Annotated in this window: 22 protein-coding genes; 14 read left to right on the plus strand and 8 right to left on the minus strand. The window is 40.6% G+C overall.

Features of this window, described 5'->3' with window-relative positions:
• The first annotated feature begins 73 nt into the window (after nt 1-73).
• The 14 genes from B3297_RS20320 (at nt 74) to B3297_RS20385 (ending at nt 16,763) form a co-directional block, all read left to right on the plus strand.
• Nucleotides 74-463: a hypothetical protein gene (locus B3297_RS20320; RefSeq protein WP_286779372.1), complete on the plus strand. Its 390-nt coding sequence runs from the start codon at nt 74-76 to the stop codon at nt 461-463.
• An 18-nt stretch (nt 464-481) separates the two neighbouring features.
• Nucleotides 482-892: a hypothetical protein gene (locus tag B3297_RS20325; RefSeq protein WP_286779373.1), complete on the plus strand. Its 411-nt coding sequence runs from the start codon at nt 482-484 to the stop codon at nt 890-892.
• Nucleotides 893-1,156: 264 nt separating this feature from the next.
• Nucleotides 1,157-4,498 carry a hypothetical protein gene (locus B3297_RS20330; RefSeq protein ID WP_286779374.1) on the plus strand — a complete coding sequence of 1,114 codons (3,342 nt, stop codon included), beginning with the start codon at nt 1,157-1,159 and terminating at the stop codon, nt 4,496-4,498.
• A gap of 11 nt (nt 4,499-4,509) precedes the next feature.
• On the plus strand, nt 4,510-7,917 hold the full coding sequence (locus B3297_RS20335) for a DUF6443 domain-containing protein (RefSeq protein ID WP_286779375.1): 3,408 nt from the start codon (nt 4,510-4,512) through the stop codon (nt 7,915-7,917).
• A 13-nt stretch (nt 7,918-7,930) separates the two neighbouring features.
• Complete coding sequence (locus tag B3297_RS20340) at nt 7,931-8,470, plus strand: hypothetical protein (protein ID WP_286779376.1); 540 nt, start codon at nt 7,931-7,933, stop codon at nt 8,468-8,470.
• A 60-nt stretch (nt 8,471-8,530) separates the two neighbouring features.
• Nucleotides 8,531-8,818, plus strand: a complete 288-nt coding sequence (locus B3297_RS20345) for a hypothetical protein (RefSeq protein ID WP_182982542.1) — start codon at nt 8,531-8,533, stop codon at nt 8,816-8,818.
• A 131-nt stretch (nt 8,819-8,949) separates the two neighbouring features.
• Entirely contained in the window at nt 8,950-9,366 is a 417-nt protein-coding gene (locus tag B3297_RS20350; protein ID WP_112375240.1) for a type IV pilin protein, read from the plus strand.
• Nucleotide 9,367: 1 nt separating this feature from the next.
• A complete protein-coding gene (locus B3297_RS20355) occupies nt 9,368-9,871 on the plus strand; it encodes a hypothetical protein (RefSeq protein WP_286779377.1) in 504 nt (167 codons plus the stop codon).
• A gap of 38 nt (nt 9,872-9,909) precedes the next feature.
• Complete coding sequence (locus tag B3297_RS20360; RefSeq protein ID WP_286779378.1) at nt 9,910-11,337, plus strand: GspE/PulE family protein; 1,428 nt, start codon at nt 9,910-9,912, stop codon at nt 11,335-11,337.
• Nucleotides 11,337-13,304, plus strand: coding sequence for a secretin and TonB N-terminal domain-containing protein (locus tag B3297_RS20365; RefSeq protein ID WP_286779379.1), 1,968 nt, complete (start codon nt 11,337-11,339; stop codon nt 13,302-13,304). Before B3297_RS20360 ends, B3297_RS20365 begins: the two co-directional genes overlap by 1 nt.
• A 3-nt stretch (nt 13,305-13,307) precedes the next feature.
• Complete coding sequence (locus B3297_RS20370) at nt 13,308-14,543, plus strand: hypothetical protein (protein ID WP_286779380.1); 1,236 nt, start codon at nt 13,308-13,310, stop codon at nt 14,541-14,543.
• A complete protein-coding gene (locus tag B3297_RS20375) occupies nt 14,521-15,066 on the plus strand; it encodes a hypothetical protein (RefSeq protein ID WP_286779381.1) in 546 nt (181 codons plus the stop codon). The genes B3297_RS20370 and B3297_RS20375 overlap by 23 nt, the downstream gene beginning before the upstream one ends.
• A 172-nt stretch (nt 15,067-15,238) precedes the next feature.
• Nucleotides 15,239-15,808 (plus strand): hypothetical protein, encoded by a 570-nt coding sequence (locus B3297_RS20380; RefSeq protein ID WP_286779382.1) that lies wholly within the window; start codon nt 15,239-15,241, stop codon nt 15,806-15,808.
• A 40-nt stretch (nt 15,809-15,848) separates the two neighbouring features.
• A complete protein-coding gene (locus B3297_RS20385; RefSeq protein ID WP_286779383.1) occupies nt 15,849-16,763 on the plus strand; it encodes a hypothetical protein in 915 nt (304 codons plus the stop codon).
• Nucleotides 16,764-16,925: 162 nt separating this feature from the next.
• Here B3297_RS20385 and B3297_RS20390 read toward each other — a convergent pair whose 3' ends face one another.
• The 8 genes from B3297_RS20390 to B3297_RS20425 are packed head-to-tail and all read right to left on the minus strand — an operon-like array spanning nt 16,926 to nt 22,657.
• Nucleotides 16,926-17,846 (minus strand): hypothetical protein, encoded by a 921-nt coding sequence (locus B3297_RS20390; RefSeq protein ID WP_286779384.1) that lies wholly within the window; start codon nt 17,844-17,846, stop codon nt 16,926-16,928.
• A 20-nt stretch (nt 17,847-17,866) separates the two neighbouring features.
• Nucleotides 17,867-19,018: a type II secretion system F family protein gene (locus B3297_RS20395; protein WP_286779385.1), complete on the minus strand. Its 1,152-nt coding sequence runs from the start codon at nt 19,016-19,018 to the stop codon at nt 17,867-17,869.
• 12 nt (nt 19,019-19,030) lie between these two features.
• Nucleotides 19,031-19,525, minus strand: coding sequence for a PulJ/GspJ family protein (locus B3297_RS20400; RefSeq protein WP_286779386.1), 495 nt, complete (start codon nt 19,523-19,525; stop codon nt 19,031-19,033).
• On the minus strand, nt 19,522-19,899 hold the full coding sequence (locus tag B3297_RS20405; protein ID WP_286779387.1) for a hypothetical protein: 378 nt from the start codon (nt 19,897-19,899) through the stop codon (nt 19,522-19,524). The genes B3297_RS20400 and B3297_RS20405 overlap by 4 nt, the downstream gene beginning before the upstream one ends.
• Complete coding sequence (locus B3297_RS20410; protein ID WP_286779388.1) at nt 19,889-21,139, minus strand: hypothetical protein; 1,251 nt, start codon at nt 21,137-21,139, stop codon at nt 19,889-19,891. Before B3297_RS20410 ends, B3297_RS20405 begins: the two co-directional genes overlap by 11 nt.
• A gap of 12 nt (nt 21,140-21,151) precedes the next feature.
• On the minus strand, nt 21,152-21,790 hold the full coding sequence (locus tag B3297_RS20415; RefSeq protein ID WP_286779389.1) for a toxin-antitoxin system YwqK family antitoxin: 639 nt from the start codon (nt 21,788-21,790) through the stop codon (nt 21,152-21,154).
• A complete protein-coding gene (locus tag B3297_RS20420; protein ID WP_286779390.1) occupies nt 21,780-22,286 on the minus strand; it encodes a hypothetical protein in 507 nt (168 codons plus the stop codon). Before B3297_RS20420 ends, B3297_RS20415 begins: the two co-directional genes overlap by 11 nt.
• 2 nt (nt 22,287-22,288) lie before the next feature.
• Nucleotides 22,289-22,657, minus strand: coding sequence for a hypothetical protein (locus B3297_RS20425; protein ID WP_286779391.1), 369 nt, complete (start codon nt 22,655-22,657; stop codon nt 22,289-22,291).
• Nucleotides 22,658-22,759: the final 102 nt, after the last annotated feature.

Below are 22,759 nucleotides of genomic sequence, written 5' to 3' on the forward strand. Positions count from 1 at the left end.
AAACGTTTAGGACGCAAGTGACCTAGATTTTGTTCAAAGGGAACGGATCTCTATTTACCCATTATTAACAATTATGAAAAAGTCACCATTAGGACTGTTCCTTCTCCTTAGTTTTTGTGCTTTAGGAAGCAAAGCACAAAATTTAATAAATCTCAACGAATGGATAACCGGCAGCGGAAGCATTACTGGCTTTTCGTTAAATGGGCTTGTCTCCGAAAATGAGCGCGAATGGGGAATAGGTCCATCGGGTACTCAGGTGGTGCTTTGGACTGCCAAACCTAGTGGCGACCAAAATGGAGATGGTGGCTTTGTGGCACCTACGACTGCCATTAATAATCAGAAAGCCTATCGTTATACCATATGGCTCAAGAAAACAAATTCGACGGATGGTTATAGTTATCTAGGTTGTGAGGCTGGGGTAAATAATCTGGACGGAAGTGCAAATAACAATCCTTATTTTTGATATGGTGATCTGCCCGAATTGAATCGATGGTATCTGCTAGTGGGATATGTGCATGGTTCAGGAGACGCTTCTACGGTAAGCTCAGGAGGGGTCTATGATGGTGTAACAGGTAAAAAGGTCGTTTCTACAACCGATTTTAAATTTCCGACGACAGCAACTTCAACTCGTCTGAGAAGCTTTCTATTTTATGATCCAAATGTCAACGACAGACAGTATTTCTATGGGCCAAGGCTGGAAGAAGTCAACGGCAATGAACCAACCATTAGTGCGCTCTTGGGTAATCCGGTAGGCGCGGGTGATTTTTATTTTTCGGGAAAAGTCGGCATCAAGACACAGGCTCCAGGGGATTATGACCTGGCTGTCAACGGAAAGATCCGGAGCCAGGAAATAAAAGTGGAAACTGCGGGATGGGCAGACTATGTCTTTTAAGAAGATTATAAACTACCGACTCTGGAAGAAACCGAAAAATTTATCAAAAAAAGCGGTCACCTTCAGGATGTTCCTAAAGCAAGTGAAGTTGAAGCTAACGGTATCTCATTGGGGGAGATGAATAAGATTCTGTTGAAGAAAATTGAGGAGCTGACGTTGCAGGTGATTCAATTGAATAAGACTGTTCAGCAACAGGATAAAGATATTAAAGATTTAAAGGCTCAAAAATAAAGATATATAATTAATTATTAAAACCTGATAGTTATGAGAAAAAAACAAAATGTAAGCGTAGCTTATAGGATTTTATTATCCCTGTTTATCATTGGAAGTCATCTCATGGCGATTGGACAAACCCCTAAAATTAGCGGCGTAAAAGATGGATTCGATAATCTGTTCGCTTCTCCTACTGCCAGCAGTCTAGGACAATATGGAGGTATAAATGTTGGTTTAGCATCGGGCACTGCTAATAAAACTATCGACCTATACAATTTTGTTCAAGGCTCACTGCAAGTTCCGCTGCAAATAAGCTACTCCAGTAATGGATTACGCGTAAACGAAAATGGGGGAATTGTAGGTACCACTTGGAAAGCAAATATTGGAGGTGTGATTCGTCGAACTATTATGGGTGAAGACGATGAACGGAATACTACTCCTCTACCAGCTACTTTCAACCCTTACGGTATGGATCAACAAACACTTAATTATGTGAGGGGTATGATCAGCTATGGTATCAATGCAAGTTCTTACGATGGTGAGCCTGATATTTATAGCTTTAATTTTGGAACCTACTCAGGTACTTTTATATTCGATCAGAATAAAAATGTCATATTGCTGAGTTACAATGGAATAAAAATAAAAAGAATCTCGCAAAGAACTTTTGAAATTTATACACCAGATGGAGTGAAGTATGAATTTGGAAATAATTTTGTTGAGACAACTTATAAGATGGGTAGTGGTTGTGGTAAAGTTTTCGCAAATCAAACTAATACAGCTTTTTTTTTGTATAAGATCACTCATCCTGACGGAACAGTCATAGATATGTCCTACCAAAGTGATCGTTATTCTTATGCTGTCGGTGTGAACGAAACGCAAACTTATAGAATAGACAATATTCCTCAAACTGTACCGTGCAATTCGGGTGAGCCCCTCAATACAACTACAAATTGTGCTTCTTTGATGTCTACAGCGACCTACCTATTGACGGAGATTAATTCAAATAGTGGCAAGCTGGCACTGAGTTATATGGATCATAATGCTGCAGATGGGAAAGTACTTCAACGTATAAAAGTGTATAATAATGAATCTATTAAACCATTAAAGCAGATAAATTTTATTTATCTAGATCATACGTCGATTGCGCGCTTCAGTGTAGTTAATCAAAATCTTCAGAATCGTACAAATCTTGGGCATAGAAGTTTCTTAACAGAATTGCAATTTATTGATGAAAGTGAAAATATTGATTCAAAATATAAGTTTGTATATCAAAATCTTAATGATTTGCCGAGTAGATTTTCCAATAGTCAAGATTATTATGGTTATAATAATGGAAAATCCAATACAACGTTGATTCCTCCACCTAAAAACAAATTTTGGGGTCAATATTTTAACTATGCTACAGCAAACCGAGATCCAGATGGAGTATATGTTGGAGCGGGTATGCTTTCAAAAATAATTTATCCAACAGGAGGTCAGGACAGTTTAATTTATGAAGCTAATACTGTATGGAGAGATTATATTATTCCAGGGAATTATACATCTGTCAGAGTGGATGCACAAGGAATAGGTAATTTAGGTACCGGGACAAATACATCCGGAATTTTTACTGTTCCATTTAGCCAAAGAATAAAGTTTCAAATTTCATGCGATATTACAGCGACAGATGGCCCCTATCCAGGAACAGGTCGGGTAACACTATTGAAAAACGGAGCAGGTCAGGTAACCAATAGTGTTCAAGCTTATCAAAATTCAAGTTTTGAAGCGGATTTAGATCCGGGTTATAATTATCAGGTCAAGATTGAAGCTGGAAAAGGTAATTTCGTCACAGCTTCGGTCCAATTTAATTATCAAATAACGCCCGATGTAAGATCGTTCAAAAATCAGAATAGTGGTGGGGTTCGTATTCAAAAAGTTATTACGAAAGAAAACGGAAATACATACGAAAAGAAGTACAGTTATCATAAAGTGGATGATCCTGATAAGAAATCTACTGGATCAGTAAGTTTTGAACCTATTTATGAGTGGCATATGAATGGTATTTATCGCTGTGAAGTTTCAGACCCCGTGGGTCAGATTTCTTATTTTGGCCTGTACGAAAAACACATCTTACAATCTAATCCGATTTTTGGGTATGCTTTATATGACTCTGCTCCTCAGTATTATTCGGATGTAATTGAGGAAAATAGTCAGGATAATAGTGGTACAATTTATTCGTTCATGGATTATCCCAATGCAAGACCATTGCTTTTTCGAGGACAGGAATTTAACGCACCATGGACTAGCAATGCTAATTTTAATGGGCTGGAAATGAGTCGGCTTGTATTTAAATATTTAAATGGACAACGTATTCCAGTAAAGAGTGTGTCGACTTCTTATAAACAAGACGAAAGAGTACTGAGAACATATAGGGCATATGTTGTAAACGAACGTTATCTTAGCTTTACTAACCCTAATACTGACTGGGAGCCTTTGGATCTTATGGGTTATGATCATAATCAAGGATGGATCTATCCTGATACCATTCGGACAAAAGATTATGCAACGAATGGAGTTGATTTTAATGAAACTGTGGAGGCTTTTTTCTATGATAACCCAACAAATGCATTACTGTCTCGACATACTATTCTCGATGGCAAATCGAATAGACTTGTTACCCATACATTGTATCCAAATGATTATGCCCCTGGTACTTCTTTCATTGACAATATGGCCTCAAACTATATCACGGGGCTTCCGATTGAAAGTATAACGTATCGAGATTTAGGTTCGGTAAAAAGTATTGTTTCGGGAACAATTAACAAATATCGTCCAGGAGGCAGAGGCCTTATCGAGTCTCGACAGGCCCTATCCTCTATTAATCCTGTGCCGCTTAATATGTTTAAATTCAGTAATCGTTCCTTAGGAACACAGCCTCCATTGGGAAGCCCGGCTATATTTAGCGCTGATACTCGATATTCAGATGAAATTAAGATACTTTCTTACAATTCATTTAATAAGCTACAAGAACTTAAAAAATTAGAGAATCCTACTACTGTTTACCTTTGGGGCTATATGGGCCAATATCCAGTGATGGAGATCAAGAACGCAACATATGCGGAAGTTGCAACAGCGCTTACGCAAGCGGCTATTGACAACCTGAACCTAGTCGCACAGACAGAAGCCACTATGGAGGCGCTGGTCAAGGTTGCCGCCGATAAGCTACGAGCCGGCCTTCCAAATGCCTTGGTGACGAGTTATACGTACAAGCCTTTAGTCGGCATGACCAGCAAAACAGATGCACGTGGGATAAAAGAGACCTATACGTACGATGGCATGCAACGTATGAGGGCGATCCTTGACCATCTTAATTATGTGAATAAGTCCATCGATTACCATTATAGACCCAACTAAGCTTTTCAGTTATGAAAAAGAACTTTTTAATCTTACTATCATTAGTTGTATTGGGGGCTGTCCATGGCCAGGCACTGGTAGATGATCTTCCCCTGACTTCTTATAATGGTCAAACAAATATCCAGGCCCTCAAGAGCATTACCTTAAAAGATGGCTTCTATATTCCAGTACAGCCAGCAGGTAAAACTGTAACGATCAGTATTGCCGGCTTTCAGAATCTTGTGAGCACTCCGACAGCAGGTCAGAATTATATCCTGACACGGACTTTTCGAGATACGGTAAAGCTTGCTCAACTTGGGAACCAGCGCACGATCGGGCAGGAGAACCAGAGTATCCAATACTTTGACGGGCTGGGTAGACCGAGTCAGACAGTGCAACTTATGGCCAGTCCAACTTACAAAGATATCGTGCAGTATATAGAATATGACGGGTTTGGACGTGAGTCGACGAAATATCTTCCCTATGGCGAGAAGTCAGGCAATGGCAGTTTTCGGACGGGAGCTAAAACGACACAGTCGGACTTTTACAAGGACGGTATAGGGTGGGATGCAGCAGTGGTGAAGACGGCAAATCCCTATTCCGTTACTGTCTTTGAGAACAGCCCGCTGAATCGTGTACTGGAACAGGGGGCACCGGGGTCGGTCTGGCAGCCATTGGCAGTTGTAGGAACAGGGCATACGGTAAAAACGGACTATGGCACCAATACGGCCACGGGGCTTGATGTTGTTAAGCTATGGACGGTAACGGCAAGCGGAGCCAGTGGTACGACGAACTATGGTGCTGGGAAACTCTATCGTACCACTGTCAGGGATGAGAATACTGTAAATACGGCTATACGTATTGGTTCGGTGGATGAGTACAAGGATGTTGAAGGACGTGTTGTCCTCAAGCGTGTGTGGGATAGCGAAAGCAAGGCACTCGATACTTATTATGTTTATGATGATTTTGGGGACCTGCGTTATGTGATCCCGCCGGCAGTGATGGGGACGGGTTTTAGTGAGCTTTTAACGGATGCTACTTATGTTAATTTTGACAATTATATCTATGCTTACAGGTACGATGAACGTCGCAGGCTGATCGAGAAAAAGATCCCTGGAAAAGGATGGGAATATCTGGCGTATAACAAAAATGATCAGGTTGTGCTTACACAGGATGCCGAGCAGCGGGTACGAAAAGAGTGGGCCTACAACAGATATGATGCATTTGGACGTATTACTTCCAGTGGACTTTATATCAATACGGCAAAGGTAACCCGAGCGGATGTGAGCGGGCTTGTGAATGCGACGGCAGGACCGCTCTGGGAGACGCGCGTGGGAGATGATTATCCAGCTCTTGCAACTACTTTTCCGCTTGCTGGTCCAGGTATTACGATTACGCCGCTCATTGTCAATTATTACGATGACTATACCTTTGCCGAAGCGACTACACTTCCTGCCAGCGGAATCACCAAAAGTACCAAGATCAAGTCACTGCAGACCGGTAGCAAAATCTATAGGACAGATGGTACCCAGCCGCTGCTCACAGTATTATATTACGATGACTACGGCAGGGTGATCCAGAGCGCTTCGAAAAACCATCTTGGGGGCACGGATTATGTGACCAATACCTATAATTTTCCGGGCGAGTTGCTGACTAGTACCCGGGTACATACACCGGCGACAGGGGCTACAACAACTATCGTGACCACCAATGAATATGACCATGTTGGTAGACTGGTTTCGACCAAAGAGAAGATCGGTTCTCAGACTGAGGTGACTCTGGCATCCAATAGCTACAATGAGATCGGCCAGCTGAAAAGCAAAGCTGTGGGCAAGGCTGGCACGGAGACTTCCTTTGTCAACAGTACTACCTATACCTACAATGAGCGGGGCTGGCTAAGTAAAAGTACATCGCCCAAATTCAGCCAGCAGCTGAAATACCAGGATGGGACAAATCCACAGTGGAACGGCAATATCAGCCAGCAGCTTTGGGGCGATGATGCGACGCTACCCAACACGTTTAGCTATCAATATGATAAGCTGAACAGGTTGACCAGTGGTAGCAATGGCCAGTCAGGGGTAGCGAGCATAGCTGAGGTGATTACCTATGATGATCTTGGTATGGGCAATATCAAGACCCTGAAACGAGATGCCCTTGTTGCCACGACATATACCTATACCGGCAATAAACTGATGAGCCTGAGTGGCGGCTTGACAGGAAGCTATACCTACGATGCTAACGGTAATGCCAAAACTGACCGTATGGGGATGGCAATTACCTATAATTACCTGAACCTGCCGCAAACGGCCAAAAAAATAGGGGTGGACGTAGCATTTTTGTATAATTCGGCTGGAGTGAAGCTGCAGAAGCTTTCGAAGATCGGCACAGCACCTAACATAATCACCACCACCAGGGATTATGTGGGTGGTATCGAATACAATAATGGTACTATTGATATTATCCATAATTCGGAGGGCTATGCCCAACGGAATGGAACAAACTATGTGTACCATTATAATCTGACTGATCATTTGGGCAATGTACGGGCTACATTGAAACGTGGTAGCAGCCCTACAGCAGTTGATGTAGCGCAGCGGGACAATTATTATCCCTTTGGTAAGCGTAAGGTTGTGGCAGGCGGAAATAATAATTATCTTTATAATGGTAAGGAGATCCAGGGCGAGCTTGGGGATCAGTACGATTATGACGCAAGGTTCTACGACCCGGAGATAGGTAGGTGGAATGTAGTAGATCCGATGGCTGAGATTAGCAGGAGATGGTCTCCTTATAACTATGCCTTCGATAACCCAATTAGATTTATTGATCCTGACGGTAGGATTTCTAAGGAATTTGTAAATAAACTTTTTCGAGAATCGAAAGGAAATGAGACTACGTGGAAAAATCAAGGAGATGGGGGATTCATAAACGACAGTAATCCTGAAAGCAAGCCAATATATGACAAGGAAAATAATAGTGGTAATGAAAATAATAGGGCACAGCAAGACGGTGGACTAATATTAAGTTTTCCGACTAATCCTTTTAGTTTTAATTTTAAGAAAATTGGCGAATCTTATTACACTAATGTAACTTATGAGGAGATATTCTATGATTATAATTTTAATAACAGAGGGATAGGTATTTTGGAGGTTTTCATAAATAGTTTAAATATAAGGATTAATTCAAGAAAAAGAAATGGGCAATTTGCGGGTGCACTTATGACTAAGATTGAATTAGCTTTAATAATGACAAAAATACGATATGATATATTTCGAAAGTTTTCTAAGAGAGAATTTGTTGTTGAAGATGATGCAATTGATTATTTAATAAAGAGTTTAAATGTTGCAATAAAGGCCAATTTTGGAGGAGGTGAAGCTCAATTAAGAAGACCAAATAAATGGATTGGCGCTGCAAAATCTAACTTAATATATCTGTTTCCCTAGATTTAAAATGAAAATGAAAAAAAAAGATAAAAGTTATATTCAAGGTGTAAGTATAAATATGCACTCAGGTGAACATGACAACGGGTCCGTTTTATTTAGTGATGGTTTTACTTCATTAGTGGGTAAGAATGGTATTCCCGACTTGCTTTTAACTACTCTAAACTTCGAAAGGGCAAATATTCCTAAAAATTTAAATAAAAATTTGAGCAGAATTACAAAAATGCATGTTTCTGTTAATCCTTCATATAGATTTAAGGCTAATAGAGATTATTTTCAACTCCCAAATTGGTTAAAGGATTTTAGTAAACTTGAATTTCTAGGATTGAGTAATTTTGAAATTTCTGATTTGTCATATTTAGCGAATTGTCCATTAAATACTTTACAAATGACAAATGTTAAGATACAAGATATTGAAAATGTAATAATTGACATTTTGGCAATTTCAACATTGGAATTATTTATTTATGATTCATCTTGTGTTGAATTAATGAAACAACTAAATAGAATCAAAGAAATTAATTTAAGATTTCAAAATTATAATATGGCCTTGTAAAGATTAATTTTTGTAATTTGATGATTTGTGCAGGTGCAAATGTGCTTAATTTGCAGTTGAATGGAGATTTTGAAACTTTTGTCAGACAGTTTTGACAATTTAACTATTAATCTGAGAACCTTCAGGTCCGTTTTTATTTATTTTAATGGTTTTATTTCTTTTAATTTTGAACCTGCACTAAAAGGTTCCGTATATCCTTTCAAAGCAGGAGTACAAGGTGGGCTTCTTAAAGCAAAAGTTGGAGGTAGTATTTTAGAAGGGAGTTTATCGGCGAAGAAAGAGAAAACAACCGCAACATGTAAAAAATTGCACTCTTATCTATTCAGAGAACTATTTTCCAACTACTAAGACTTAAATAATTAAAAAATTCCGAATCAAAAGTTCAAAAGAATCTCCAATAGTAGGATAGAAGTACTGTCAGAGTTAAACGAAAATATTTATATTAGCGCTGATTAAATTAACTTGGGAAAGAAATTGTTATGAAAAGATTCTACAAAAAGCGGTTAAAGGCCTATAGTCTCACGGAAATCCTTGTGGTTATGGTGATTATCGGTATACTGGTGTTGTTGGCGTTACCTAACTTGATGCCATTGATTACCAAAGCCAAAAGCACCGAAGCCAAAGTACAGCTCCAACATTTGCAGACTTTGGAGAAAAATTATTTTTTCGAAAAGTCCAAATACAGCGGCAACCTGGATGAAATCGGTTTTGTGCAGGAAAAATTGAGTACCGACGGTAAAGACGGAAAAGCCAACTACCGCATCGAAATTGTGCGCGCTGATCAGAATACCTTTCTAGGAAGAGCAACTGCTGTAGTGGATTTCAATGGCGACGGCAAGTTCAATGTGTGGGAAATAGACCAAGATAAAAACCTAAAAGAGGTTACCGCAGATTAACATGTGGTGGACTATATCCATTGCTGTTCTTTTAATCGGTATAGCTTATCAGGATTTTAAACAACGCGCTGTAAGCATTGTTCTCTTTCTTTTACTAGCCATACTGCTTTTGGGACTTAAGTTGACAGAAAATTATTGGCAGGACTCTTATCCGGATATCTTGGCCAATATCTTGTTTTTGACTTTTCAAATGGGGGTTATCCTGATCTATTTCCGGATCAAAGAAGGCCAATGGGGACGGATCATGGATCGAAAGCTGGGCTGGGGGGATATCGCATTTTTGCTCTGCATATTGTTGTATATGCCCTTTCTGAACTTTTTTCTTTTCCACATCGTCAGTTTAATCACCGCATTGTTGGTTGCTATGGTCAACAAAAATTGGCGGGATCCGCAAAAAGGTATCCCACTGGCTGGTTGCCAGGCTTTACTTTTTTTAGGGTATTTTATTGCCGAACGGATGAATTGGATTGATTGGACCGTGATCGGTCAATCGTTTATGTTATAGTATAGAAAAGTATACCGAATTATTAACAAAGAAGCATTGTGGGGACAGGTTATCATTTTTCAACAGAAATACTGCATGCAATCTCCCGGGATATCGCATGGCACTACCGTATTATTCCATTTGACCGGAATAGTAAGGAAATTCATTTTTATACAGATCGGTCCACGGACCTTTCCGAGCTAGAGAATGAGTTGGCTATTCTCTTTGATGAGCATATTATCCTGGAGATTACTTCATCGGCCCAGATCGAAGAATGGCTCAATAAACATTACTTTGGCGAAAAACAGTCGGAAGGAAATGAAGCCGTCAAAAACTTGGTCTTTAATGCAGATTTTCTTGATAATTTGATCTACGAAGCAAAACAGCTCAAAAGCAGTGATATTCATATAGAGACCTATGAAAACCGCTGCCGTGTACGCGTTCGTATCGATGGAATGATGGTAGAGCGGTATGTGCTGAAAAGAGAGGACTATCCGGCTTTGATCAATAAGATCAAGATCATGTCCAATCTGGATATTGCCGAAAAACGCCTGCCACAAGATGGGCGTATCCATTACAGACGTAATCAGGATCAGTTTGATATCCGTGTATCGGTGCTACCCACTCTTCACGGGGAAAAGGTGGTACTGCGTCTGCTGAACAATAATTCTAACAATATCCAACTGGATAAATTGGGGATGTCTCCGGAGGATTATGAAAATTACCTACACGGAGTGAAAAAGCCCAATGGTATTTTGCTGATCAGCGGACCTACTGGTTCGGGTAAGACAACTACCTTATACGCTACATTAAAACACTTAAATAAGACCACAAATAATATTCTGACCATCGAAGACCCTATCGAGTATACGCTGGAGGGTATCAACCAGGTGCAGCTCAAGGAAAATATCGGACTGAGCTTCGGTGCTGCACTGCGTACGTTCTTGCGTCAGGATCCGGATATTATTATGGTGGGGGAGATCCGTGATCCCGATACCGCCAATATGGCCATACGGGCAGCTCTAACGGGACACTTGGTATTGTCTACCATCCACACGAATTCGGCATGGGGAACGGTATCGCGTTTGATCGATATGGGGATTCCCAATTTTTTGATCGCCAATACCCTGAATACTTCTGTAGCCCAGCGTTTGGTTCGTACGCTTTGCCCTAATTGTAAACGGGAGGAGGAGCTGACAGCCGATCTATACCCCAGACAATTTAAACCTTATTTTACGGTGCATAGGCATGCAATTGCCGTGGGTTGTGCATCTTGTTATTTTACCGGTTTTAAAGGGCGAAAAGCGGTTTATGAAATTATTCCGATGGATCAGGGTCTGGTGGACGAGATCAAAAAAGGGAATATGCGGGTGGACGAGCAACTGAAAGAACGAAAAATAAAAACACTTGGCGAAAATGCATTTGAGCTTTTTGCTGCCAGGGAAACAACGATAGAGGAAATCTATCCATTACTATTCAATTATTGATGATGAGTTTGAGAACATTATATTTAACCTTATTGCTATTACTGTCTTTTAGCATCAGCACTTTTGCTCAAAATGCGACGGAAAACTATGCGCGCGTGGAACAACGGCTTGAAGCATTGGCAGGAACAGTACCTGGATTACAAAAGAAGGTGAAACTTTCCGTTTCGGGCGTTACGGCGCAGGAATTTCTACGGGCACTCGCGCAGTCCAATGACTTGAATATCAATGTGGACCCTACGTTGAGTTTTTCCATCGTCAATAACTTTACGGGCGAAACTGCTAAAAACGTACTGCTATTTCTAGCGAAAACGTATGGTCTGGATATCGACGTGATCGGTTCGATTATGACGATCAAAAAATTACCGGAGCCTAGGCCTGTTCAGATTGAAAAGGATATCAAGGTACAGTACAATACATCAAGCGATGGACTGGGCTATGAACTGCAGAATGATCCCTTGGGCAAAGTGGCACAAAGGATCAGTTCACTTTCGGGTAAAAACTTAATAGTGCCCACACCCTTGCTCCAGAAGACGGTGACGGGATTTATGGCTGAAGCGCCATTTGAAACGGCATTGGAAAAGTTAGCCTATGTAAATGGGTTGAAATACCGCAAGACCAATGATAATGTGTATGTATTTGAATCCTTGATACCCGGAGAGGAACTGTTTATCAATGACGACCGGCAGACAGATGTTCGTTTTAGACCGGACAATGCAAGTAATCCGGCAAATGGAGCGAATGGAATGAATCCGGGCATGGGTGGCGGGCAGCCAGGTAACTATGCCCTTTATGGAAAAACGGAAGAGGGTAGAGGAAAGCGTTTCACGATACAGGCAACCAATACGCCAATTATCGAATTGATTAAGCGTGCTTCCGAGGAAGCTAACGTTAATTATTTTATCTATAGCCAGATTGACGGAAATATTACGACCAATGTAAAAGATATTTCCTTTGACCAGTTCCTGACCTCTATTTTTCAGGGAACACCGTATACCTTCCGGATGGACAAGGATACCTATTTAATTGGAAATCGTCGAAACGAAGGACTACGTGATAATAAGATTATTCAGCTGCAGCACCGTTCCATTGATACCATCATGATGATGATTCCGATGGAATGGCGGAAAGATGTTGAGATCAAAGAATTTAAGGAGCAGAACATGTTATTGCTTTCGGGATCGGGACCACAGATCCGTGAAATTGAAACTTATGTGAAGCAGTTGGATAAATTGGTGCCGATGGTATTGATTGAAGTGACGATGTTGGACATACAAAAAGGGAATACCATTAAAACAGGGATCAAAATGGGGGTCGACTCCATTTCTCCTAAAGTAGGCGGTAGCCTTTCTGATGGCTTTACCTTTGGTTCCGGATCTATTAACCGTTTTCTTTCACAGCTCGGAAAGAACAATTCCTTTAATCTCGGGCGTGTAACCCCTAATTTTTATGTGCGTCTACAGGCCTTGGAGGAGAATAAAAACGTAGAAATTAGATCTGTACCTAAACTTTCAACCCTAAATGGGCATAAAGCGACATTAAGTATAGGCAGTACACGGTACTATGAAATCAAAACACAAAACGTATTTCCCGGATTAACTAATACAAATGTCTTTACCTCTCAATTTAACAAGGTTGATGCGGATCTGGCCATCGACATAACGCCGGTTGTTTCGGGGGATGATCAGATTACCATGAAGATTAAAGTAAATATTTCTGACTTTATTGGAACACCAAAAGATAATCAACCACCGCCAACATCCAACAGTAAATTTGAGTCAATTATTCGTGCTCGTAACGAAGATATGATTGTATTAGGTGGAATTGAGCGTACTGAAAATAGTAATAGTGGGAGAGGGTTACCGCTTTTATCCCGTATTCCTATTTTGAAATGGCTATTTAGCAGCCGGGAGAAGACCACTCAGAAGGTTGTCTCAGTCGTCTTTATTAAACCAACGATATTGTATTAATCCATGTTAAATAGGATCAAGGAAAAATATCGATTAAATACTTGCGTCGGCGTTTCTCTTCGACAGGATTCTGCCGGTCTTTCCATTCGTTGTTGCAAGGTCAAGTTGGAAAAAGACCAACTTGAAATTGAAGATACATGGGAGATAGACGACTGCGAACTTATCGCAAACAACAAGTACAAAGATACACCTGTTGCACTTCACCTTGATTCGAGGCAGATCCTTATCAAAGAAACTGCGCTTATGGATCTGGATGAGGAGCGGTTGAAGTCTATATTCCCCAGCTATGATGCGGATCGTTTTTATCATGGGCAGTTGCAAGGGGAATCAAAGCAATGGGTGGCTTTTGTGCGAAAGGATTATATTGTGGAGATGATCGACAGATTTGCAGTCAGCGGATATCAGGTTATCAAAGTGTTTATCGGCCCCTTTGTGCTCGACGCAATACTTGGCCAGATCAATAGTTACGGTGATGCCTACACTTTTGACGGACATTCCATACGGATCGGTGCTGAAAACAAACAATGGCAAGAATATCGGTATGGACAGGAGTTCGAGAGCCGATTTGCCTTAAAGATTGGCGACCATCCGATTAAATCGCAGTATGTGACCGCTTATGCAATTGCTTTTTCAGCTTTGATGGCCGATTATATCCCGGAGTATGGGCTGCTTATTCCCGAAGTGGAAGAACAACGTCAAAGCTGGCTCGAAAAACAAAAGTTCAACGTAAATCTACTGATTCTAGTTGCTGTTTTTTTTCTTTTACTGTTGGTGAACACGTTCTTATTTAGTCATTATTATCAGGAAAATATGGCCTTGGGAGATCGGGTAAGTAGTCAACAGAGCACGGTACAGGATTTAGGGAAGTTAGAAGGGGAAATAAAGAGCAATGAGCAGCTATTGGCAGAACTAGGTTGGAATGGTGGTGTTTCCAAAGCCTGGCTACTGGATCAGATCGGCTATTCCATCCGACAGTTTACGCAGATCAGCCTGGCACAGATCCAGGTCAATCCGCAATCAAAAGGACTGGGGAATACAGTGATTCAACAGGCTGACCAGATTATCATCAAAGGGAATAGTCCAACTTTGGAAATGCTCAATCTGTGGCTGCGTGAACTCAAGAATAATCCCTGGATCGCAAAGGTCAGTATTGAGGAATATGGCAACAAGCAACAGGACGAAACGATGGATGCCTTTACCATAAAGATAAACTACAATGATAAAGTGGAAGGAAATTGACTATAAAAAACGCAACAAGCTGTTGTTCGTAGGTGGCGGGATCCTCCTGGTGCTTGCCTGGTTTTTGGCCTTCCAAAAGACCTATCTGGCGTATCGTGAAAATACACGTTTGAATAGTTTGATCGGTAATGATGTCAGCAACAGTACACAGTATGATTTTACACGGAAGAGTAAAGTTTTAGATAGCCTGAGTAAAGTTTATCAAAGTGACTCGGCAACCTGGAACGATAATTTCCTTTCAGAAGCAAGCCGGGCGATTAACTCGCCTCGTATTCAGGTCTATTTCAACAATTTTCCTAAGAATAATGGGATGCAAGTAGATAGCGCTGCCGTCAAATTCAAGAGCTTAACCTTAAAGGGAGATTATCGCTCTATAGTCGCATCCGTTGCCGAACTGGAAAAGATCAATACTTTGGGCTATCTGAGCACGGTGACTTTAAAGTTTGACAATAGGAGAGTATCGGCCAACGAACGTAAAGTAATTGAAGGGGAAGTGGGATTTAAGGTGAAGTTGGAAAAGTAAGAAATCTATTAACAAAATAGTATGAAGATAGCTTTCTTGTGTTCAACAGTTACCAATAAGCAAAGAAATAGAAGTGTTCATTGCGAAGCATATTTATATTTCAATTTAACAGCGATTCTCGGTTAAGAGTGCCTTTTTTTTAAGTAAATTTTTAAAAATGAAATTATTTGTTATGAGAGTATTGAAATTCAACTGCCTGTTTATAGGCCTTTTTTTATTCCCAATTTTAAGTTTGATGGGGCAGGAATCAACTAATCTGATTCTTACTGGAGAAAATTCATGGATTTTTCATACGCCCGATGATGGAAGAACTAGTCTTCATATTGCTCCAAGAATTAATGATGATTGGGATTGGAGTCTCTACCAACTTGATAGTGATGGGATGATGTATACTAAAGGTTTGAAGACAAATGATATAGCAGTAAATGGCAATGTTAAGGCAAAAGAGATAAAAGTGACCACATCAGCTATTGACTGGCCTGACTATGTATTCGAGGATGACTATCGATTGTCGAGTTTGACAGAAACAGCGTTATTTATTGAAAAGAATAAACATCTTCCCGGGGTGCCAAAAGCCGCAGTCATCGAGCAACACGGGATGTCTTTGGGCGAAATGAATAAAATTTTACTGAAAAAGATTGAGGAACTGACTTTACATTTGATAGAAAAGGATAAGAAGATCGCAAAGCAAGATGAAATCTTGAGCAATGTGCTCGAGCGTTTAAAAAAGTTGGAGAAATAAATATAATAATAGACTAGAAATTCGATTACTTTAAAAATTTATGAAAAAGAAAACTATCTACTTAAGTAACTTTTCGGAAAATATGTTGTTTTCTAAAGTTGCGGTTCTACTTTCATTATTAATTTTATTCAGCATTAGCCAAGTACAAGCACAAGTATTTCCAGATATTGCACGTGTATTGGTAGGAGGAACTCCGGAACATGGTATAAAAATAAAAACGAATATTCCGTTTGAGTCATCAGCAGATATGGTTTCGCTAGAAATCAAAGGGTACAGTTATGGCCTTACTGCACCCCTTGATCTTCATTTATGCTTCTATCTATATTTTAATTCCGATGGGCAAACTTATGTTTACAGACCGGTCATTTCATCGTCAGGTGGTCATACACCGACAGTACAGATAGGAAAGGAAGATAACAAAGTGTTTATTTTTATAGATGAAAAAGTATATTATCAAAAACTCTATCTAAATGCATTTTCTGGTTTTGATCGACCGCAGTTTTATACTAATTGGCAGATTGTCGATGAGGCGAGAGCAGGATCCAACATAGTTGATGCAACCTATATGAATCGATTTAGAGGGGATATTTTTTTTCCTTTTGGAACATGGGCATCTGGCGGAAACGTTGGTATAGGGACGGAGTTTCCCACTGAAAAATTGTCTGTCAAAGGAAATATTCGCGCACAAGAGGTTAAATTTGAAACAGCAAATTGGCCTGACTATGTATTCGAGGATGACTATCAATTGCCGAGCTTGACAGAAACAGCTACATTTATTGAAAAGAATAAGCATCTTCCTGGGGTGCCGAAAGCCGCAGACATTGCGGAGGATGGCCTGTCTTTGGGTGAAATGAATAAAATTTTACTGAAAAAGGTTGAGGAACTGACACTTCATATGATCGATAAGGATAGGCGGATAGAGGCTTTGGAGAAAAAGCTAAGCAAAAATCAATAACTGATTTTACTATAATGGTACTTGCACTTTAGCTTATTGTGTTTCTAAAGATTTGATGATTAAGATAGGTCTTATAATCATCATCAGATTGAGCGGCGATAGAAAAAGGAGCAAATAGATAGTTTTCATTATCTATTTGCTCCTTTTTATTTGCATTGGAAATTAACGTTTCTGCGTTTTCAATGCCTGAACTTCATTTTTCAAACTTTTGATTTCTCGACTTTGGTCAATTAAGTAAAGCGTCATCTCTTCAATTTTCTGAAGTAGCTGGCGGTTCAGCTCTCCTAAAGCAACACCATTTTCTTCGACAGAATTTGCAGGAGCTATATTAGGTAAATGTTTGTTTTCTTTTACAAAACTTGCAAGTGAATCCAGTGGCATCAATTGGTGGTCATCGTTAAAAACATAATCTGGCCATGGAGACGCTTCCACTTTGATTTCTTTTGCCCGAATTGTTCCATTTACAGCCAGTTTTTCTGTAGGATTTGGTGTACCTATACCAATATTGCCGTTAGATATTGCTTTAATTGCCAAAATCCCAGGTCCATAAGTAAACGTGTTTCCAACGATTAAATCCCAGTCGTAAGTCATAGGTAGTAGCCCGATCTCATTTGATTCATGCCCAAATATCTGAAAAGTGCTAAAGTTTACATTAAAATTAATTGAACGGATTTTGATATCAACACTGAGCGGTATGGGGGCTCCAAAAGTATTGACTGCCCTGATTCGAAAAGATTTCGTGCCAGGATTATGATCAATCGTAAAATTTAGACCTCCAGATGTGTATACATTATTATTTACACGACCAGCTTCAAGCCATCTGGATGGATTAGTGTGAGTTGAAGAAGCTATGTGTGTAGCTGCTGCAGCAATATCGTTGCGTACATAGGCAATAGAAATTTCATAATAACCTGAGGCACCTACAGCAATTGGATTAGCAGATGCAAATTCAATAAAATCGCCAACCTTGAAATCTGCAGGAAAAGTAACCGTAGTTTGGAAATAGTCATTCGCATTTTGCGCTTTAGCACAGTGGCTATATCCCAATAGTAGCAGGATGATTGAAAAAATAAACTTGTTCATAAAATATATATTTAGTGTGGTTAAAAACTATTGCTCATCTGGAACATCGGCAGGTACATGGCGATGAGGATCAATCCAACGACCAAGCCTAAAAAGATAATAATAAAAGGCTCCAGCAAACTGGAAAGGGTTGAGGTCTTGTATTCGACTTCTTCCGTCAGCTGCGTTGCTATCTTTTCAAAGAAAAAATCCAACCGGTTGACCTCCTCCCCAACACGGATCAATTGTACCGTTTTGGCTGGGTAAAAAGGATATTTGGAAAGTGCAGCGTGTAAGGATTCTCCCTGTAAAATTTCCTTCTCGGCCCCCTCTAAAGAATGTGCTATGGGATAAAAATCGGTCATCTGCTGCACCAACTGGATAGACTGCAACAGCGGTGTATTGGTGCTGACCAATAGACGCATGGTATTAGCGAAACGTGCTAAATGGACCTTGCGGATAATATCGCCAAATAGTGGAAGTCGCAACATAATCCTGGAAGACCACTTGCGCCACCACAGCTGCTTTTGGTTGAAACGGATAAATACAATAAGACCAATAAGGAATAATACACCCCACCAGAACGTGCGATCCATAAATTGGGAGACTTTTAAAATAAAGGCCGTAATGGCCGGTAGCTCGCCGCCGAAACGTTTGAAAATATCGGAAAACATCGGTACCACAAACTTAAGCATAAATAGTACTGCGCCCATCGATGTGCTTAAGACAATGATGGGATAGGTGAGTGCCGAAATAATTTTACGGCGCTGCCCAATCTTACTTTTGTAGAACGAGGCCAGTTCTTTCATAACCTCGCCAAGTTTCCCAGTCTCTTCTCCAATCCGTAAACTGAAAAATTCGTAATTGCTGAATTTTCCGCTTTTACGGATGGCATCTGATAGGCTGTCGCCCACAAGGACATTGCTCTTGATTTCTTGGAACAATTTGTTGTCCTTGCTATTTTTCTGATCCAAAAGAACAAGATCAAACGCAGTCTTGAGGTCAACACCCGATAAGAGCAGGGTACTGAATTCGACATAGAACTCTTCTTTTTTCTTGTCGGGAAGCTGGCCGTTTCCAAAGCTGATGTCTTTGTTCAGAAAGGCCAAAATATCGCCAGCCCCCTCTTTTTTCTTAGGGGAAGTAGGCTGTTCAGGCTTTTTCTTATATTTTGAGATATCAATTGAAGGCATAGACGAAATACATTAATTAGTGATCCCCGATTCAAGCTGTAAAAGCTGCTGAGCCGAATAGATCTTATGGTAATCAAACCCGTGTTCTTTATTTTCAAACCGGATATTCAGGTTAATATGATCTGTCAGTTCTTCCGATGGAAGATGCTGTATCCTTGGCGTCATATCCAGGTTGACAGTTTGGATCAAAAACGTATCTTTTTCTACGGTATTTTGATTTCTCACAATGAATTTAGGCGAAAACTCATAACTGATATTTCCGGATTCATTTTCGCAGATCAGACCATTTTCGCTTGTTTTTAACCAAAGCGATCTATCGATGTCCTGTTCCAGCAGATGTTTGAAGAGGCTGTAGGAGAAACGCTCCTGTCGTTGCTTTTGCTGCCGTAGGAAGAGCTGTTGAAAATATTGAAACATATAAAAGGCCATACCAATACTGATGGCTGAAATCAGCATGGCAATGGTGAGTTCCATGAGGGTAAAAGCCTTTAATTTTTGTTTGCTCATTGCTGATCCCTTTCCCCTGCTTTATTTTCAATATAGCGTACTAAGCTATCTGTTACTTTGCCTTCCTCGGAGATTGCATAAACGGCCAGGCGCAGGCGGTCGGGATATCCTTCGGTTTCCTTGAGCTGGTAGCTTAATTTGGTACTATCCTTCAGGCTTTCTCCCATAGTGTTGCCATCAAATCCGCTTGTCTCCAGCTGACGGCTCCAAAGCATCATCTGCTCCGTTGTGCCCTTTCGTGTTTCACTTCTGGAAGCTTTGGTCAGGTTGACAAAAATAAGCATGCCTATGCCGAAGACGATCAGGATAATCACCATGGATACAAGTGTTTCCACCAAGGAGGAGGCTTTGAGCCGAAGAATGTTAACTCCCATGATTATACCACTTTAAAGGTTTATTGATCTGTTTTTTTTGATCGGTGATCAATAAATAAGAGCTCAGGAAATGGGGAGATAGCTTGCTTCGGTCAAATTTAATATTGACCAAAAAATTCTCGTACATAGACGAAGGGCTTTTGTACAGAAATCGGTAACAAGCTGTGCGCCCTATGACCTGTAGACCTTTGCTATAGTCCAAAAGACCATAGACAATAAGGTCTCCCTGAATAGTGCAGTCTTTTCCAAGGCTTGCGGCTGATGGCATATCGGAGCGTTTGGGTTCATATAAGAGAACAGTTCCTGCGATATTGCAGTTGTTTCCTATTCTTAAGCTTGTTCTTTTGCCTTCTGCGCCGATTACTGCTGCGGTCGATGGATACTGGAGGGAAACATTATCTTCCAATATCAATGAGTCGGTGGCAAAGAACTGCGCAGCGCCTTTAAATCCTTTTTCGATCCGTATGCATGGCGCGATCACCAAAATATCCTGTAAAAAGACGGTAGCGGGAATGACAATTGTGGTGTCCGATAGCAATTGAATATTACCCCTCAGACTATCGCTGATCTGTCCCTGGCCTGCACGTAGATGGTAACGTAGTGTGCGCTGATGAAAAGGGTTTTTATTTGCGGTACCGATAGGCAGCATATCGCCCTTCAGACTGTCTTGTTTGAGCAAGGCTTGCAGTGCTGCCAGGCGCTTGGTATTCAGTGCCTGCATTTGTCGATCGCTGTCTTTACTCTTTCCTTCAACGATCTTCTCATTGCCTTTAAAATATTCCCCATCAACATAAGATGGCCTAACCCCAGATTTAGGGATGAATGCTGTTCCTTTAATAACCGTTTCACCACTTACAGAAACTGGTCGATCTTCATCCGTGATATACAGTACCGTTGAGTCTGTGGGCGCGGTACCTAATAAAGCAGTCTTCATGAGGGAATCGCGTTGCATATGTGCGCGGACGACGGCAATATCATAAAGTCCCCATTCGTATTTCGAGAGATTGACCGAATCTCCCTGCTGGGTGATATTGGTCAGTGCGGTATCCAGTGCGTAGGGGAAATTGGTGGAGGTAACCAGACTATATCCGGCATCAATCTGATGTCTCAGCTGTTCTTTACGGTTAAAACGGGCATCTTGATCCCGAAAAAAGAAAGCAAGATAGATCAAACTCCCCAAAAGTACCGATACGATAAGGGAAATGACCAACACCAGATATAATGCTGCCGCCTTGAGCATAGTTTTAGGAATTTAGGGTTTTACAGGTTCGGGCTGATTCTCTTTCTTTTTAAACCATTTATTGATCTGGTCACCGATCAGCTTTCCAGTCTTGCGGAAGATATTGTTATTTTGGAAAGCTTCTTTGGAAATTTCCTTTCCCAAGTCAAAATATTGGTAACTAATGACATCGCTTGTTTTACTCTCTATGCTACCGTGCAATTTACCTTCTTTTAGATATCCGCGTTGCATCCAATTGCCCTGTTCATCGTAACGTACAAAAGGTCCTTCTTCGATGTTGGCCATCCATTGGGATTCACTTTTGAGGTTACCATTTGCATACCAGTGGCGCCATACCCCCTGTTTGAGTCCTTTCACATATAATCCCTGGTCGGAAAGATTCTTGTTGGGAAAATAGTGTGTGAACTGTCCATTGAGAAGTTTTCCCGAATAGCCGCCCATAGTCTGGTGCAGCTGATTGCTTTCGTACCAAACGTAGGTTTTGTCACTATTAGGGCTGATCTTGATGTTGTCGGCATAGCATATTGTCTTGCTCCCATCATTGGACGAAATAGTGAATCTCCGAAAGATGGCGAGTTCTTTAACCTGTGCCTGACAGATGATAGAAATCATGAAGAAGAAGATCGTATACAGAATTTTTTTAGTTGTCATTTTTAAATATTGTTTTGTTTTTACCGTGGGCTTTGATGGTAATCTGCCCTTGGTTAATAGCTGTCAATTTAACCCCATTCTGTTCATCGCCGACATTCATCATATATTGTTTGTCCATGATGGCGACGATGGCCGTAGGTTTCTTGTCGTTTAGATTTTCGATAAACCCGATATAGCGCACATTGATTTGCGGTTCGGGCTGATAAGACTGAACCGGTGGCGCGACATAGTTGTTTACGGCGGGCGTTACCGGTGCTGAAGGGACGCTATCGGCAACGACATTTTTTAACATGGGATCGGGATAGTTTAATAGCAAAGCGGTTGTTTTCTTTTGATTGTAAAAACTGAGGTCGCTCACATTTTGGACAAAGTTCTTTTGTGCCTGCCGAGTGCCCTGATCATCATCAGAAACGGCTGCAAAAATCTTATATATAATATAGCCCCAAAGCCCAACGACCAAGGAGAGCAATATATATGTCATCGCCTTGTTTTTCATCTTTATTTCAAGCTCGGCAAAATGGTGATCTGGCGTTGTTTGAAAAGACCTACACTGCCCGAATTTTCCGGTCGCACGCGCCAGGTATATTTTCCTGGACTTACTGTAAGATTAAGGTGATCCAATGTGGTTACCGTGTCTATTATTACTTTTTGAATAGAATCAAAGTTTGGACGTGCAATTTGAAGCCGATATTTGTCTGCGTCCTGGTGATTTTTCCAATAAAAGCTCACAACACTGTCCTGTGTGGAAAGGCTGTCCATCGGCGCCAGTAGTTCGACACTTTCTTTCTCCAAAGGATATTCTATAAATTCGGAACAGGCGGCAAAGCTGCCGGAAAATAGTAGAAATATAGCTAAAAATCTTTTCATGTAATATTAATGCGTTAAGTGTTGTAAATCTACATAAATTTTTACTTAAAGGATGTTCTGCTGGAATAATTAGATTTTTTGTCACTTGCGTCCTAAACGTTT

The sequence above is a fragment of the Sphingobacterium sp. UBA3519 genome (genome assembly GCF_002377215.1).
Taxonomy (GTDB): Bacteria; Bacteroidota; Bacteroidia; order Sphingobacteriales; family Sphingobacteriaceae; genus Sphingobacterium; species Sphingobacterium multivorum.

What these genes read in the sequence shown, in the direction of transcription:
- B3297_RS20400 (WP_286779386.1), bottom strand. Translation starts at nt 19,525, where the DNA reads ATGAGCAAACAAAAATTAAAGGCTTTTACCCTCATGGAACTCACCATT.
- B3297_RS20405 (WP_286779387.1), bottom strand. Translation starts at nt 19,899, where the DNA reads ATGGGAGTTAACATTCTTCGGCTCAAAGCCTCCTCCTTGGTGGAAACA.
- B3297_RS20345 (WP_182982542.1), top strand. Translation starts at nt 8,531, where the DNA reads ATGGAGATTTTGAAACTTTTGTCAGACAGTTTTGACAATTTAACTATT.
- B3297_RS20370 (WP_286779380.1), top strand. Translation starts at nt 13,308, where the DNA reads ATGTTAAATAGGATCAAGGAAAAATATCGATTAAATACTTGCGTCGGC.
- B3297_RS20385 (WP_286779383.1), top strand. Translation starts at nt 15,849, where the DNA reads ATGAAAAAGAAAACTATCTACTTAAGTAACTTTTCGGAAAATATGTTG.
- B3297_RS20375 (WP_286779381.1), top strand. Translation starts at nt 14,521, where the DNA reads ATGATAAAGTGGAAGGAAATTGACTATAAAAAACGCAACAAGCTGTTG.
- B3297_RS20320 (WP_286779372.1), top strand. Translation starts at nt 74, where the DNA reads ATGAAAAAGTCACCATTAGGACTGTTCCTTCTCCTTAGTTTTTGTGCT.
- B3297_RS20425 (WP_286779391.1), bottom strand. Translation starts at nt 22,657, where the DNA reads ATGAAAAGATTTTTAGCTATATTTCTACTATTTTCCGGCAGCTTTGCC.
- B3297_RS20335 (WP_286779375.1), top strand. Translation starts at nt 4,510, where the DNA reads ATGAAAAAGAACTTTTTAATCTTACTATCATTAGTTGTATTGGGGGCT.
- B3297_RS20410 (WP_286779388.1), bottom strand. Translation starts at nt 21,139, where the DNA reads ATGCTCAAGGCGGCAGCATTATATCTGGTGTTGGTCATTTCCCTTATC.
- B3297_RS20390 (WP_286779384.1), bottom strand. Translation starts at nt 17,846, where the DNA reads ATGAACAAGTTTATTTTTTCAATCATCCTGCTACTATTGGGATATAGC.
- B3297_RS20355 (WP_286779377.1), top strand. Translation starts at nt 9,368, where the DNA reads ATGTGGTGGACTATATCCATTGCTGTTCTTTTAATCGGTATAGCTTAT.
- B3297_RS20340 (WP_286779376.1), top strand. Translation starts at nt 7,931, where the DNA reads ATGAAAAAAAAAGATAAAAGTTATATTCAAGGTGTAAGTATAAATATG.
- B3297_RS20420 (WP_286779390.1), bottom strand. Translation starts at nt 22,286, where the DNA reads ATGAAAAACAAGGCGATGACATATATATTGCTCTCCTTGGTCGTTGGG.
- B3297_RS20380 (WP_286779382.1), top strand. Translation starts at nt 15,239, where the DNA reads ATGAGAGTATTGAAATTCAACTGCCTGTTTATAGGCCTTTTTTTATTC.
- B3297_RS20365 (WP_286779379.1), top strand. Translation starts at nt 11,337, where the DNA reads ATGATGAGTTTGAGAACATTATATTTAACCTTATTGCTATTACTGTCT.
- B3297_RS20395 (WP_286779385.1), bottom strand. Translation starts at nt 19,018, where the DNA reads ATGCCTTCAATTGATATCTCAAAATATAAGAAAAAGCCTGAACAGCCT.
- B3297_RS20415 (WP_286779389.1), bottom strand. Translation starts at nt 21,790, where the DNA reads ATGACAACTAAAAAAATTCTGTATACGATCTTCTTCTTCATGATTTCT.
- B3297_RS20330 (WP_286779374.1), top strand. Translation starts at nt 1,157, where the DNA reads ATGAGAAAAAAACAAAATGTAAGCGTAGCTTATAGGATTTTATTATCC.
- B3297_RS20350 (WP_112375240.1), top strand. Translation starts at nt 8,950, where the DNA reads ATGAAAAGATTCTACAAAAAGCGGTTAAAGGCCTATAGTCTCACGGAA.